The organism is Sphingomonas sp. (assembly GCF_051962185.1).
Taxonomy (GTDB): Bacteria; Pseudomonadota; Alphaproteobacteria; order Sphingomonadales; family Sphingomonadaceae; genus Sphingomonas.
In genome coordinates, this window is record NZ_JBQCCN010000277.1 from 1 (window position 1) to 13,962 (window position 13,962).

The window sequence follows — 13,962 nt, forward strand, 5'->3', positions numbered from 1 at the left end:
AGCGGCTCGCGCGGATCGCCATGGCGCAGGACCAGATGCAGCAGCTCGACTATGGCGCGATCGTCATCGAGCCCGGCGCTAGCATGGTCTATTTCGCCGGGATCGAATTCTACCGTAGCGAGCGGCCGACCTGCCTGGTCCTGACCGCCGACGGAGAGATGGCGGTCGTCACGCCTGCATTCGAGGAAGCGACGCTCAGGGAAACGCTCGCGATTCCCGCCGACATCCGCGCCTGGCGCGAAAACGAAAATGCCATGGCGCTCGTGGCCGGCTGGCTGCGCGATCGTGGGCTTGGCTCGGCCGTCATCGGATTCGAGGAAACGACACGGTTGTTCATCGTCGATGGCCTGGCACGCGCTTTGCCTTCCGCCGATATCCGTAACGGTGCCGAGATCACGCGGCGATGCCGGCAGATCAAGAGCCCCGCCGAACTCGCGCTGATGCATCATGCCAACCAGATCACGATCGCGGCCTATCGCGAGGTGATCCCGCGGATCGCGGTCGGCATGCGGCCGGCGGATATCAAGGCGATGATGAAGGCCGCACACGAAAGCCGCGGCGCCCCGTCGTTTTTCGAGGACGCGCTGATCGGCGAGGCCGCGGCCTATCCGCATGGATCGTCGCAGCCGCAGATCGTCGAACCCGGCGCGCTGATCCTGATGGACTGCGGTTGTTCGGTCGCGGGTTATAAATCGGACATCTCGCGCACCTTCGTGTTCGGCGAGGCGAACGAGCGCCAGCGCCAGGTCTGGAACCAGGCCAAAGAGGGTCAGCGCCTTGCCTTCGAACGCGCGCAGGTCGGTGTGGCCGCGGGCGACGTCGATGCAGCGCCACGCCGCTACTATGAGGCGCTCGGTTATGGCGCCAATTACGTGGCGCCCGGCCTCACGCACCGCACCGGTCATGGAATCGGTCTCGACCTGCACGAGCCATTCAATCTGGTCGAAGGCGAAGCCAGCCTGCTTGCGGCCGGCATGTGCTTTTCCAACGAGCCCGGCATCTACATCCCCGGCGAGTTCGGGGTGCGGACCGAAGACTGCTTTTACATGACCGAAGACGGCCCGCGCTGGTTCTCCGAACCGGCGCGGTCGATCGACGAACCGGTGTGAGCGCCCGGCCGCTCGCCCGCGCCAGGGGCGGACAGGAGGAAGTGTGACGCGACTGGATGCAACGGCCCGTGGCGTGTTCGTCATCTCGGTAACGCCCTTTGCCGACGATGGCGCGCTCGACCTCGACGGCGTCGGCCGGCTGATGGACTTCTATCTCGCCCACGGCGTCTCGGGCGTCACCATCCTCGGGATGATGGGCGAGGCGCCCAAATTGAGCGCGGCCGAAGCCCGCGCGTTCGTCGAAGCGGTGTGCCGGCATGTCGACGGCCGCATTCCGGTGGTGGTCGGCGTCAGCAGCGCCGGCTTTGCCGCCATGAGCGAGTTGGCTACCCTCTCGATGGATGCTGGCGCTGCCGGTGTCATGGTCGCGCCACCCGCGTCGGTAAGAACCGACGCGCAGATCGTCGACTATTTCCAGTCCGCCGCGGACGCGCTCGGCGACATTCCGTTCGTGCTCCAGGACTTCCCGCTGGCGACCAATGTCCAGATCGCGCCGGACGTCATCGGCGAGATCGTCCGCCGCATCGACACCTGCGTGATGCTCAAACACGAGGACTGGCCCGGACTCAACAAGATCACGGCGCTCCGCGACATCGAGGAGAAAGGCGGCCGGCGCATCAGCATCCTGTGCGGCAATGGGGGCCTGTTCCTCCCCGAGGAACTGGGTCGCGGCGCCGATGGCGCGATGACGGGCTATGCCTATCCCGAGATGCTGGTGGACATCTGTCGGCTTCATGCAGCCGGCGACACCGATGCAGCGGCCGAACTGTTCGACGCCCATCTGCCGCTCGTTCGCTACGAGCAGCAGCCCGGCGCCGGCCTTGCGGTCCGCAAATATGTCCTCGCCCGCCGTGGCGCGATCGCCTCCAGCGGCCAGCGCAAGCCCGGCCGCCGTCTGAGCGCGCTCGAAGCCGGCGAAGTCGAAAACCTCATCGCGCGCCTCGAGCGACGGCTTGGCGCGAACTGACCGCAGCGAAAGGCAGAGATGGATCTCGAACTCACAACCCGCCGAGCACTCGTCCTCGGTGCCAGTCGCGGTCTAGGTGCTGCGATCGCTGGCACACTGGCGAGCGAAGGCGCCACGGTGGTCGCCGCCTCGCGCTCGGGCGGCATCGGCTGGGCGAATTACCTGGAGCCCGCAATCGCGCAGCGCATCACGGCGCTCGCGCTCGATCTTGCCGATACGACGAGCCTTGCCCCCGCGATCGAACGGCTCATGGCTGACGGCCCGATCGACATTCTCATCAACAATTCGGGAGGCCCCCCGCCCGGCCCGATCACCGGAGTGACGGCGAGCGTCTGGCAGCGACAGTTCGCGACGATGGCGACAAGCCTGTTCGACATCACCGCGCAGATCGCACCGGGCATGGTCGAGCGCGGTTGGGGCCGTATCCTCACGATCGCCTCCTCCGGGGTCGAACAGCCGATCCCCAATCTCGGCATTTCCAACACGATCCGCGCTTCGATCCTCGGCTGGTCGAAGACGCTGGCCAACGAACTCGCGCCGAGCGGCGTGACGGTGAATGTCCTGCTACCCGGCCGCATCCACACCGACCGGGTCGACGAGCTCGATGCCGCCGCCGCCAAGCGCACCGGCACCTCGCCCCAAGAAATTGCCCGAGCGTCCGCCGCGAGCATTCCTATCGGCCGTTATGGCGATCCGGCCGAATTCGCCGCGGTGGCGACGTTCCTGTGCAGCGAGCGCGCGTCGTACGTCACCGGCAGCAAGATCAGAGTCGATGGCGGTGCCATCCGCAGCCTGTGAATGGCAGCCAATGCTTCGATCGAGCGCGAGTCCTGCGCATGCGCCGGTTCGGTACCCGGCTTGAAGTCCCTTCCTCCAGTCCAAGGAACCTCGTCGTGACCGCCTCCATCGTTCGCTCGAGCACCATGTTCACCAAGGCGATCGATCGCCACTCCTTCGAGGAAATCGCGAGCGGTGCCATCCTGCAGGAGGATGGCATCATCCTGGAAACGGGCACCTATGAGGATCTGGCCCGCCGCTACCCGAACACACCGGTCCATGGCTCGGGCAACGAGGTCATGTTGCCGGGCTTCGTCAACGGCCATCACCATGTCGGGCTCACCCCGGTCCAACTCGGCTGCCCCGATCTGCCGCTCGAGCTGTGGTTCGCCGCGCGGATGGTCGCGCGCAACATCGATTTCTACCTCGACACACTCTACTCCGCCTTCGACATGATCTCCTCGGGGATCACCACCGTCGCGCACATTCAGGGCGGACCGGCCTTTGCCGACCTCGAAACCAAGGTCGAGGACATTCTCAAAGCCTATGAGGATGTCGGCATGCGCGTGTCCTACTCGTTCATGCTGCGCGACCAGAACCGGCTGGTCTACCAGGCCGACGAAGACTTCATCGCCGGACTGCCGGCCGAGCTTCGCGGGCCGACGGCCGCCTGGTTCGCGCGCAGCAAGCTCGTCGTCGAAGACCAGCTCGACATGTTCAAGAGCCTGTTCGGCAAGCACGCCCAAAGCCGCCGCAAGCGGATCCAGCTAGCGCCGGCCAATCTCCACTGGTGTTCCGATCATGCGCTCACCGCGCTTGGCGAGACATCGCGTGCCTACAACGTGCCGATGCACATGCACCTGCTGGAGACGCAGTATCAGAAGGAATATGCCAAGCGCCGCGGCAACTGCACGGCGGTCGAATATCTCGACCGGTTCGGCTTGCTCGGCCCCAATTTGACGCTCGGCCACGGTGTCTGGCTGAGCGAACGCGACATCGATCGTGTCGCCGAGACCGGTACCTGTGTCTGCCACAATTGCTCGTCCAATTTCCGGCTCCGTAGCGGGATTGCGCCGCTCAACGCCTATGAGGCGCGCGGCGTGAATACCGCGATCGGCCTCGACGAAGCCGGCATCAATGACGACCGCGACATGCTGCAGGAAATGCGGCTGGTGCTTCGGGCCAATCGCGTGCCGGGGATGGACGAAGACGATGTGCCCGGCATGGGTCAGGTCCTGCGGATGGCAACGGTCGGCGGCGCGCGGACGACACCGTTCGGCGAGCAGCTCGGCACACTGGAGCCGGGCCGGGCCGCCGATCTCTCCCTGATCGACTGGCATCGCATCTCCTGGCCCTATCTCGATACCGACACCCCGACGATCGACGCGGTGATCCAGCGCGCCAAGAGCGACGCGGTCCGGCTCGTCATGTGCGACGGCGAGGTGATCTATCGCGACCGCTTCTTCACGCGCGTCGATCAGGAAGCAGCGCTCACCGAACTGCACGCCCAACTGGCCGGCGCGCTTTCCAATGAAGAGGTCGAACGGCGTAAGCTGTCGAAGGCGCTGCTCCCCTATGTCCGCAAGTTCTACGCCGACTATCTGTCGCCGCATGCAACGGCGCCGTTCGACCAGCGCAACGCACGCTGAGCGGGATCGGTACGATGAAGACGATCCTGGTCCTCAACCCCAATAGCTCGACCACCGTCACCGACGCGATGGCACGAGGATGTGCGGGCATCGATCTCCATCCCGGCCACCGGCCGGACTTCCACACGCTTACGGGCACGCCGCCCGCGATCGAAACGCAGCGCGACGTGGAGACGGTCGTCATCCCGACCTGCGATTATCTGCTCGCCCATCCCGCCGATGCCTATGTCGTCGGATGCTTCTCCGATCCCGGCCTTGCCCTGTGCCGCGCGGAACTGGCCGCACCCGTGGTCGGCATTGGTGAGTCGGCCTATCGCGAGGCGATCGTGCTCGGCGCGCACTTCGGCATCATGTCGATCGGAAGCGCGTCGATCGAGCGCCATGCCCGTGCGGTCGCAACACTCGGTTTCGGCGGGATGCTGGCCGGCGACCGCTCGCTCGATCTTGGCGTGCTCGACCTGCTCGATATCTAGCGATCCTTCTTTCGCATGATCAAGGTCGGCCGCGCGTTGCGCGACGAGGATGGCGCAACGGTCCTGATCCTCGGCTGTGCCACGATGGGCGCGTATCGGGCGCGGCTCGAGGATGCGCTCGCGATGCCGGTGATCGACCCGGTCCAGGCGGCGGTGCTGCGTGCCTCCGCCCTCCTCTCCTTCAACTACAAGGGACGCTCTTGATGGATCAGGCTCCTTACGACCTCGTGGTGCGCGGCACGCTCGTCCTGCCCGATCGCAATCTGCCATGTGGATGGCTCGCGGTGGCGGGCGGCCGCATCGCCGCGATCGGCGAGGGCGAAGCACCGGCGGCAGCGCAACTCCATGACGCGGGCAATGATTTCGTAATGCCCGGCGCGATCGATGGCCAGACCCATGCGACCAGCGCGCGCGGGCGGGCCGGTTTCGAATCGACGACGCGATCCGCTGTCGCGGGCGGCGTCACGACACTGGTCGATATGCCCTATGACAATCCCGATCCGCTCACGACGATCGAACTGCTCGAGGCGAAGGTCGCGGCGATCGAGACGCAATCGCATGCCGATGTCGCGCTCTACGCAACCGTCGCGCCGGGCCATGGCGCGGGCGCGCTGGTCGAGTTGGCAGCCGCGGGCGCGTGCGCGATCAAGATCTCCAGCATGGAAAGCCACCCGGTGCGTTTCCCGCGCGTCGGCGGGAACGATACGCTCGATATCCTGACCGCCGCGGCCGGGCTGAAATTGCCGGTCGGCTTGCACAATGAAGACCAGGAGATCGTCCGCGGGAGTATCGCGGCGCTGAAGGCCAAGGGGCTGACGACGCCCGAATGGCACGAGCCCAGCCGACCGGTCGCAGCCGAACTCGCCGCGACCGCGAACTTCCTCGCGCTCGGCATGGCGACCGGCGCCCATGTCCATCTCGTCCACGTCTCCTGCCCCGAAGGCTTTGCGGTCATTCGCGCCTTTCAGGAAATGGGCGTGACGGCGACCTCCGAAATGCCGGTCCACTATCTGCATTTCGATGCCGCGCGCGATATCGCGCGGCTCGGCGCGCGGATGAAAGTCAGTCCGCCGATCCGGCCGGGCGTGCTCCCGGCATTGTGGGGCGTGCTCCTGCGCGACGAGGTCGCGTTCATCTCGTCGGACCATTCGAGCGGGCCGATCGACAACAAGCTGACCGACTCGATCTTCGATGCCGGCGCCGGCATTCCCGGACTGGAGACGCTCGTCCCCTCCTTCTACACCGACCTTGTCGGCAAAGTCCCCGCGCCCGAGCGCACGCTCGCGCAATATCTGGGCGAGCGGCCGGCCCGCTTCTTCGGCCTTTGGCCAAAAAAGGGCAGCCTGATCGTCGGCGCGGACGCGGATATCATGGTGCTTCGCCCCGGCCCGATCGTGTTCGAGGCGTCGCGGACGCATGATGAGCTCAACTGGAGTCCCTATGATGGCGAAACCTTCCAGGCGCGTATCGCCGCCACGTTCCTGCGCGGCGATATGGTCTGGGACGGCTCGGTCGTGACGGGCCGCGAAGGCCAGGGCCGCTATGTGCGGCACCAGGGCTGACGGCCGGACCGGCGACCGGGTCCACCGGTCGCCGGTCGGCCGATCCCGCCGTGCGACCTAGAAGCCTAGACTGCGCGCCACCGTCTCGTTGACGATCTTGCCATCGCGGACGTTCAGGCCGGCCAACAGACCAGGATCGCGATCGAAGGCCGCTTCGCCATAATCGGCCAGCGCAAGACCGTAGGGCAATGTCGCGTTGTTGAGCGCGTAGCTCGAGGTCATCGGCACGGCGCCGGGCATGTTCGCCACGCAATAGTGAATGATGCCGTCGACGTCATAGGTCGGATCGGCGTGCGTCGTCGCATGGCTCGTCTCGAAGCAACCGCCCTGGTCGATCGCTACGTCGACGAGCACCGCGCGCGGTTTCATCAGCCCGAGCATCTCGCGGGTGATGAGCCGCGGTGCCGCAGCACCCGGTACGAGCACCGCGCCGATGACGACATCGGCCCCCGCAATCTCCTGCTCGATCGCCTCCATCGTCGAAACGCGGGTGCGCGCACGGCCGCCGAACAGTTCGTCGAGTTGGCGCAAACGTGGGATCGAGCGGTCGATGATCGTGACTTCGGCACCGAGCCCGACGGCCATCCGGGCCGCATGAGTGCCGACCACGCCACCACCGATGACGACGATCCGGGCCGGCGCAACGCCGGGCACGCCGCCCAGCAACAGGCCCCTGCCCCCGGACACCGCGCGCAGCGCGGTACAGGCGGCCTCGACCGACAGCCGGCCGGCGACTTCGCTCATCGGTGAGAGAAGCGGCAGGCCACCGTGCTGGTCGGTCACGGTCTCGTAGGCGACCGCGGTGCAACCCGATGCCATCAGGCCCCGCGCCTGGTCGGGATCGGGCGCGAGATGAAGATACGTGAACAGGATCTGGCGATCGTGCAGTTGCACCCATTCGCTGGGTTGCGGCTCCTTGACCTTCACGATCATCTCGGCGTTCGCGAAGATTTCCTCGGGACCGTCGGCAATACTGGCGCCGGCTTTCACATAGGCCTGGTCGTCGGCGCCGATACCGGTACCGGCGGCATGTTCGACCGTGACGCTGTGGCCGCGCGAGACATATTCGCGCACCGCACCTGGCGTCAGTCCGACCCGGTATTCGTGGTTCTTGATTTCCTTGGGGACTCCCACGCGCATGATCTCGTCTCCGGCTGTGATCGAAAAGAAAGGCGAGGGCAGACAAGGTCCGCCCCCGCCCAGGGAGGAAATGGGGCGAAGGAGGGCGCCCCTGCAGGATGCGCGACCATCGCGCAGGAAAGCTACATCTTCCAGTCGATGCTCAGCCCGATCGCTCGCGGCTGGGTCACGTACCAGACCTGGTCGGCGCCATAATAATCGACCGTCGTGATGCCGCGCTTGTTGAAGATATTGGACACGAACACCTGGACATCGAACTTGTCGAACCGAGCGCCGGCGCGCGCGCTGAACAGGCTGTAATTGCCGGCCTTCGAAGTCGGATCGAAATTGTTCGTCGATCCCGAAATATATTGATGCGCGATCATGATGTACGGCGCATTGGGGCCGTTGAACGTATATTTGGCGTTGGCCGAGGTCGTCCAGTGCGCCGCACCCGGCAAGTCGCGGCCCTTCAGGAGCACTGTGCCGTTGCCCTGCACGAGCGTTTTCGCGAGCTCGGCCGTCAGGTAGGTAACGTTACCCTGGAGCTCGAAATTGCGCGAGGGACGCACCGTCAGCGAGCTTTCGACACCATAGCTGCGGGCGGAACCGGCATTCGCGACATAGGAGCGGTTGTCGGGCCGCGCGAGGCGAAGCTGGACGTTGCTCCAGTCGACATAATAGGCGGTGGTATCGAGGAACACCTTGCGATCAACGAACGAGAGGCGCGTGCCGATCTCGTAATTGTTCACGCTGTCCGAGCCGTAAGTGGCGGGCGTCGGGAAACTCGGGATCGACGGATTGAGGTTGACGCCGCCCATGCGGAAACCGCGCGAGTAGAGCGCATAGACCATGAAGTCCTTCGACGCCTCGTAGGTCAGCGACGCCTTGGGGCTGAATCCGCTGCTCTTCTGCTTGCCGGCAGCCAAGGGCGAACCAGGCGTCGACACGCCGGCGGCCGTGTTGGTCGCGATGTCGATATTGTAATAGCGGCCGCCAACGGTCAGCTTGAGCTGATCGGTGAAATGGTAGGTCGCTTCGCCGAAGATCGATTTTTCGTGCGAGCGGTAATTGACCGAGAAGAAAGTGAGCGGCGTGTTGCCGACGAATTCCGGCGACGGATAATATTCGTTGGTCTTGTCGTAATAGCCGCCGATCAGCCAGTCGAACTTGTTCGATCCCGACGATGCCAGCCGGATTTCCGCGATCTGCGAATGATTCTTGGCGGTGCCGTTGCCATAGGCGCCCGGGCCGTCGAAGGTCGAGGCGTCATATTGCGAAAATTGCTTCTTGCGCAGATCGGCCAACGACACGACCAGGGTCGCGAAGCCGAAATCGCCGTTCAGCTTGACGTTATGAAGCTGGGTCGTGAATGTCGTGGGCTCGTTGACCGTGGTGTCGCGGACATATTGACCGAACTGAGGAAAGACCGCGAACCCGTCGCCGTTCTTCGCTTGATCGTAGAGACCGAAATAGCTCAGGTTGAAATTGTCGCTGAGCTTCAGGAGAACGTTGCCGCGGAATGCCCAGACGCGATGGAAATTGCTGTCCTTGGTGCCGGTCCCGATATTGTCGGTGAACCCCGCGTCGGACCGCCGGATGGCGGCAAGGCGGACGCCGAGCACGTTGTTGACCAGCGGCACGTTCAAGGCGAGCTTGGCGGTATAGCCGAGATCGCTGCTATAGTCCGATTTTGTCAGGCTGGCCTGGCCCGCTGCCTGCACGTCCGTCAGGGATACCGGGTTGTAGATGTAGTTGACCGCGCCGCCGAGCGTCGCGGCGCCGTACAGCGTGCCCTGCGGGCCGCGCAGCACTTCGACGCGCTGGACGTCGAACACGTCGAGATCGGGAACCGACAGCGCGAAGCCTGGATCGGTCACCGGGATATCGTTGATGTAGATACCGGTCGTCGCCTGCCCCTGGTCGGGATAGGTCGAGGCCGTACCGATACCGCGCATCGTGACGTTCGAGACGCCGGGCACCGACGCCTGGAACTGCACGCCAGGAAGCGTCTGCAGATAGTCCTTGAAGCCCTGCGCGCCGATCGCATCGAGATTGGCGCCGGTAAGCGCCGATACCGACCCGGACACCGAGCGCAGCGACTCGCTGCGCTTGGTCGCGGTCACGACGATGTCGTCGGCTGCATCCGTGTTGGCATTGGTGTCTGCCGGTGCCGGCACCGCACTGGAGGACGACGGTACGTCCTGCGCGTGGGCGACGGAGGGGATCATGGCGATCGCCAGCAGGTTCAGCGCACTCGCGCTTGTCAGATGGGCAAACTTCGACCCGCGCCGCCCGGATGAATTGGTGCGACCGGCCAGGCGATGCTGACTCAACACGGTTTCCACTGCTGGACCTCCCCTCGAATGGTTTATCTGGGTCGAAATGGCGCTGATTTTTCCGTTTTGTCAACTTTTTTTTACAAAGTTGAGAATCGTTGCACTTATGTCGCAATGCGTGGATCGTCTCAGCCCGCCCGAAGCGCACGAATCGCTTGGACAGAAAGGCGAATCGCTGATCGAGCGACACCGCGCGCGGGCGCCGTTCGAGACATCACCAGGTTTGTCGATTGTGCTGGATATCTCGCACCGATCGCGCCGCCGCGCCTTGCTGGCGGGAACGACGATCCGAGCCTGTGGTCGACCGATCTAGACGATGGCGATTTCGAGCGGCTCGGCTCCCGAGAGCCGGGCGCTCATCCGATCGCCCTGGCGCAACCGACCGACACCGCTCGGCGTCCCGGTGAAGATCAGATCCCCTCCGCGCAACTCGACGAAAATCGAGAGTTCGCCAATGATCTCCGGCACGCTCCAGATCATCTGCGCGATATCGCCTTGCTGACGATGGTCGCCATTCACCATCAAGGCGATCTCGCCCTGTATTGGCGGTAAGGACGGCGTAATCGGCCCGAGCGGCGCCGACTGGTCGAACCCCTTTGACAGATCCCAGGGGCGACCCGCCTGCTTGGCTGCCGCCTGCATGTCGCGCCGCGTCAGGTCGATCCCGACCGCAAATCCGAAGACGCAAGAAAGCGCCTCCTCTTTGGACAGATTCGTGCCACCCGAACCGAGAGCGACGACGAGTTCGACTTCGTGATGGAGCTCGGTCGTGGCCGACGGATAGGGAATCGCCGAACCGTTCGGGACAACAGCGTCGCTCGGTTTGGAAAAGAAGAAGGGTCGTTGTCGGCTCGGGTCCGACCCCATCTCGCGAGCATGATCGCTGTAATTTTGTCCGACGCAGTAGATTCGGCGGATCGGAAATCGATCCGCCGAACCCCGGATCTGCGCATTCGGCGCGAGGACAATGGGCATCGTCATACTACGCACGTCACCTTGCAATAACGCGACCGCCAAGCGCTGCCGCCTCAAAACCTCCAGTCGCGCCGCAGCGAAAAGATCTGCCGCCGAATGATGCCGAGTTAGCCGCAGCCTGGCTTCAGCAAATGACGAAGCCAGCTTATCGCTTCGCTCCCAGGGCGTTCTGGCGATCGAGCCATGCCTTGAGTGGGGCGAAATATTCGAGCATCGCGCTGGCATCGGCGCCGTGATCGCCGGTGAAGGCATCGATCGTCTCGTCCGCCGGCCGCGACCGGCCCGCGGCCATCAGCGCCTCGAGGCGCGTACCGACGGTCTTGTTCCCGCGGATCGTGCACTCATGGAGCGGCCCCTTCCACCCCGCCATCCGGCACGCCGCGCGGTACAGCTGGAACTGGTACACATAGGCCATGAAGTAGCTGATATAGGGGACGTTGTTGGTCAGGTGATATTTGGCGAGCGCGTCGTTGGCATCGTCGGGTCGCGCGCGCGGCGGCATGAGGCCCTGGTTGGTTTCGACCAGCTTCCACCACGCTTTGTTGTAGTCGGCTGGCTTGATGCGCCCGGCGAAGACGCCCCAGCGCCACTGATCGACCGACACCGCAAAACCAAGCAGCGGCAGCTTGCCGAGCGCGACATCCATCAGGGCAGCGATGTCGGCATCCTTGCCGGCCGGGCTGTCCAAGCCGAGGGTCTTGAGGTCGGCGGCTGTGCCGGCGGACAGCGCGACAAAGTCGCCAAGCCCTTCGCTCAAACCCGGATTTGCCGCGCCACGGAATAGGTACGACTGGTTGCGTACCGCCAGCGAATTGTAGATGTGCCCGAGTTCGTGGTGAGCGGTAATCCAGTCGTGCTGATTGACGGCAAAGCACGTCTTGAGGCGGACATCGCCGGGATCGCCAACTGTCCATGCAGATGAATTACAATCCATCATGCGCCCTGGCGGCCGGACAAAAATTGACCGCTCCCAAAAAGTCTGCGGCAAAGGTTGCAGACCGAGCGAGATGTAGAATTGCTCGGCGCTGCGAACCATTTTCTCGCCGTCAAAGCCCTTCGCTTGCAGCGATGCTGTAAGGCCGCCGCTAGCACCCGGCAGACCTTCGCCAACGATGTCGTAGATCGTGCTCCAGTCCTGCCCCCACATGTTACCGGTCAGGTCGGCGCGGATCGGGCCGGTACGGGGTTGGACGGCATCGCCATAACGCTGATTGAGGCGCGTCCGCACATAGGTGTGCAGGCTGTCATAGAGCGGTGCCAGCTGTTTCCACAGCCGGGCAACCTGCGCCTCGAACTTGTCGGAGGGCATGTCGTAGGCCGAGCGCCACATGTCGCCGACATCGGCATAGCCACGCTCGCGTGCGCCTTCGTTGCCGAGCACGACCATCCGCGCATAATCGCCGCGCATCGGGTTGGCCACCGACCGCCAGCCTTCCCAGATCGCCTGAAGGTCCGCTGGCTCACGCGACCGGCCAATCTCCACCTCGGCGTCGCGCAGCGTATAGGTTCGCCCCTTGTAGGTGAATGTGCCCGTCGCATAGCCCGAGGCCAGGCGATTGCTAACCTCGGATAGCGCCTCAGCAGCCCCCGCACGACCCGGGGCCGGCATATCTCCGAGCCGCGTGAGCAAGCCGAGCTTTCGCGCGGTGACGGGATCGACCTTTGTCCGGTCGAACCGACGCGCCTCATCGGCGATCTTCGCCGACAGCGCAGCTTTCTGCGCGTCGGACCGTTGCAGCATCCAGTCGGTGTCGACCGTGATGTTGGTCGCCTCGATCCAGCCCGCTACATCGTCGAACGTCGAGGCAGCTTCCAGTTGACGCTCTGCGTCGGCGACGAACGCGCGAGCGTCGGTCGCGGTCGGCGGCGTCGCTGGGGTCTGGGCCGCCAGCGGGACGGCTATCGCCAGGCTCGAGCCGGCCGCGATGATCGCGACAGCAAGGCGCGACGCGGCGGCGCGACGTGAAGAAATCCGGCGGGCCATGTAGAGCTCCTTGATCAGTCGCGCGGGCGCGGCCGCGCGACTCGGGAAAATTGAGGGCGGTCAGTAGGTTTCAGCGAGCCGTTCGGGCGGCGAGAGAAGATATTGCAGCCCATAGGTGCACGCGATGCCCATGATCGTATGATGCGACAGGCCCGGCAGCACCTGCACCAGCGGCGCGGCGAATTGGCTGCGATGGTCGGCTACGAGGCGTTGCAGATCGAGCACGTTGCTGACCATTCGTGCCTTGGGTGGCGAGATCCGCTCTTCATGTTCGCCGATATAAACCGCCATTCGGCCGGGATAGCTGGTACCGGCCCCGAGCGCGGTGGTGAGCTGCCGCATGACGATCCGATCGTCGAACCACAAGGACGGGCTGACCGCGAGATAGTGTTTGAACGCGCCAGGCGCGTTCACCATCGTGTCGACCGCGAACAGGCCGCCGAACGAGTGCCCGACCAACACGGCATTATCATGGTCGAAATCGCCACGGCGGCGCACTTCCGGTTGCAGCTTGTCAACGATGAAGCGCCGAAATGCGGCGCTGCCGCCATATTTGCCGTTACCGAGATCCTTGGGGTCGAGTCCGGGATTGCCGGTCGGTGTGAGATCGAGCGCACGCGTGTCGTCAGCATAGCCTTTCTGCTCGTCGACATAGCCGATCGCGATCACCACGATCGGCGGCAACTCGCCCCCCCAGCGCATCAGACGCGAGATCGAGACCAGCAATCCGAAGCTGGTCCACCGGTCGGTGGTGTAGACGGGCACCGGCTTTCGCCCTTTGATCGCCAGCGTGATGTCCGGGTCGTCGGGGAGCGGATAGCCGATACTGACACCGTAAGTGCGCCCTTCCGCTGATGTGAGCGCGAACATTTCCGAATGGGGAAGTGTCGCCTCGGGTGGTGACGTTGGCGTCTTGGTGGCGGCCGCAACAGCGCCAGGCAATGCAGCGGCGCCAAGCGCACCCGCGCCGGCAAGGATCGAGCGGCGAGAAAGAGACGTCATGCTATC

At 64.5% G+C, this 13,962-nt stretch carries 11 protein-coding genes and 1 pseudogene; 7 read left to right on the plus strand and 5 right to left on the minus strand.

The annotated features are described in order from the left end of the window. From ACTHJR_RS17330 to ACTHJR_RS17355, 6 genes and pseudogenes are all read left to right on the plus strand, one after another. Positions 1–1,109: M24 family metallopeptidase (locus tag ACTHJR_RS17330; protein WP_440524556.1), on the plus strand; the 1,109-nt coding region annotated here is incomplete at its 5' end. 43 nt (positions 1,110–1,152) lie between these two features. Next, positions 1,153–2,076 carry a dihydrodipicolinate synthase family protein gene (locus tag ACTHJR_RS17335; RefSeq protein WP_440524558.1) on the plus strand — a complete coding sequence of 308 codons (924 nt, stop codon included), beginning with the start codon at positions 1,153–1,155 and terminating at the stop codon, positions 2,074–2,076. 18 nt (positions 2,077–2,094) lie between these two features. Beyond that, positions 2,095–2,874, plus strand: coding sequence for an SDR family oxidoreductase (locus ACTHJR_RS17340; RefSeq protein ID WP_440524559.1), 780 nt, complete (start codon positions 2,095–2,097; stop codon positions 2,872–2,874). A 95-nt stretch (positions 2,875–2,969) separates the two neighbouring features. After that, the gene (locus tag ACTHJR_RS17345) at positions 2,970–4,502 is read left to right on the plus strand and encodes an amidohydrolase family protein (protein ID WP_440524561.1); all 1,533 of its coding nucleotides are present in this window, start codon (positions 2,970–2,972) and stop codon (positions 4,500–4,502) included. 14 nt (positions 4,503–4,516) lie between these two features. Further along, positions 4,517–5,179: pseudogene (locus ACTHJR_RS17350) on the plus strand (aspartate/glutamate racemase family protein). Next, on the plus strand, positions 5,179–6,537 hold the full coding sequence (locus ACTHJR_RS17355) for a dihydroorotase (RefSeq protein ID WP_440524563.1): 1,359 nt from the start codon (positions 5,179–5,181) through the stop codon (positions 6,535–6,537). The pseudogene ACTHJR_RS17350 and the gene ACTHJR_RS17355 overlap by 1 nt, the downstream one beginning before the upstream one ends. A 57-nt stretch (positions 6,538–6,594) precedes the next feature. On the opposite strand, the gene ald is transcribed toward ACTHJR_RS17355, so the two are convergent. Together ald and ACTHJR_RS17365 are read right to left on the minus strand one after the other, a co-directional pair. After that, a complete protein-coding gene (ald, locus tag ACTHJR_RS17360; RefSeq protein ID WP_440524565.1) occupies positions 6,595–7,677 on the minus strand; it encodes an alanine dehydrogenase in 1,083 nt (360 codons plus the stop codon). A 122-nt stretch (positions 7,678–7,799) separates the two neighbouring features. Continuing rightward, a complete protein-coding gene (locus tag ACTHJR_RS17365) occupies positions 7,800–10,004 on the minus strand; it encodes a TonB-dependent receptor (protein ID WP_440524567.1) in 2,205 nt (734 codons plus the stop codon). Between the two features lie 37 nt (positions 10,005–10,041). Here ACTHJR_RS17365 and ACTHJR_RS17370 point away from each other — a divergent pair, with 37 nt between their 5' ends. Continuing rightward, entirely contained in the window at positions 10,042–10,308 is a 267-nt protein-coding gene (locus ACTHJR_RS17370) for a hypothetical protein (protein WP_440524568.1), read from the plus strand. On the opposite strand, the gene ACTHJR_RS17375 is transcribed toward ACTHJR_RS17370, so the two are convergent. The 3 genes from ACTHJR_RS17375 to ACTHJR_RS17385 all read right to left on the minus strand — a co-directional run bounded on the left by ACTHJR_RS17375 (position 10,305) and on the right by ACTHJR_RS17385 (position 13,956). After that, positions 10,305–11,012 carry a fumarylacetoacetate hydrolase family protein gene (locus ACTHJR_RS17375; protein WP_440524570.1) on the minus strand — a complete coding sequence of 236 codons (708 nt, stop codon included), beginning with the start codon at positions 11,010–11,012 and terminating at the stop codon, positions 10,305–10,307. The genes ACTHJR_RS17370 and ACTHJR_RS17375 overlap by 4 nt on opposite strands. A gap of 103 nt (positions 11,013–11,115) precedes the next feature. Then, positions 11,116–12,954, minus strand: a complete 1,839-nt coding sequence (locus ACTHJR_RS17380; protein ID WP_440524572.1) for a M2 family metallopeptidase — start codon at positions 12,952–12,954, stop codon at positions 11,116–11,118. A gap of 60 nt (positions 12,955–13,014) precedes the next feature. Continuing rightward, the gene (locus ACTHJR_RS17385; RefSeq protein WP_440524573.1) at positions 13,015–13,956 is read right to left on the minus strand and encodes an alpha/beta hydrolase; all 942 of its coding nucleotides are present in this window, start codon (positions 13,954–13,956) and stop codon (positions 13,015–13,017) included. Positions 13,957–13,962 lie beyond the last annotated feature (6 nt).

Excerpts from the sequence above, each read along its gene's own strand:
- ald (WP_440524565.1), bottom strand. The coding sequence starts at position 7,677 with ATGCGCGTGGGAGTCCCCAAGGAAATCAAGAACCACGAATACCGGGTC.
- ACTHJR_RS17380 (WP_440524572.1), bottom strand. The coding sequence starts at position 12,954 with ATGGCCCGCCGGATTTCTTCACGTCGCGCCGCCGCGTCGCGCCTTGCT.
- ACTHJR_RS17340 (WP_440524559.1), top strand. The coding sequence starts at position 2,095 with ATGGATCTCGAACTCACAACCCGCCGAGCACTCGTCCTCGGTGCCAGT.
- ACTHJR_RS17370 (WP_440524568.1), top strand. The coding sequence starts at position 10,042 with ATGGCGCTGATTTTTCCGTTTTGTCAACTTTTTTTTACAAAGTTGAGA.
- ACTHJR_RS17385 (WP_440524573.1), bottom strand. The coding sequence starts at position 13,956 with ATGACGTCTCTTTCTCGCCGCTCGATCCTTGCCGGCGCGGGTGCGCTT.
- ACTHJR_RS17355 (WP_440524563.1), top strand. The coding sequence starts at position 5,179 with ATGGATCAGGCTCCTTACGACCTCGTGGTGCGCGGCACGCTCGTCCTG.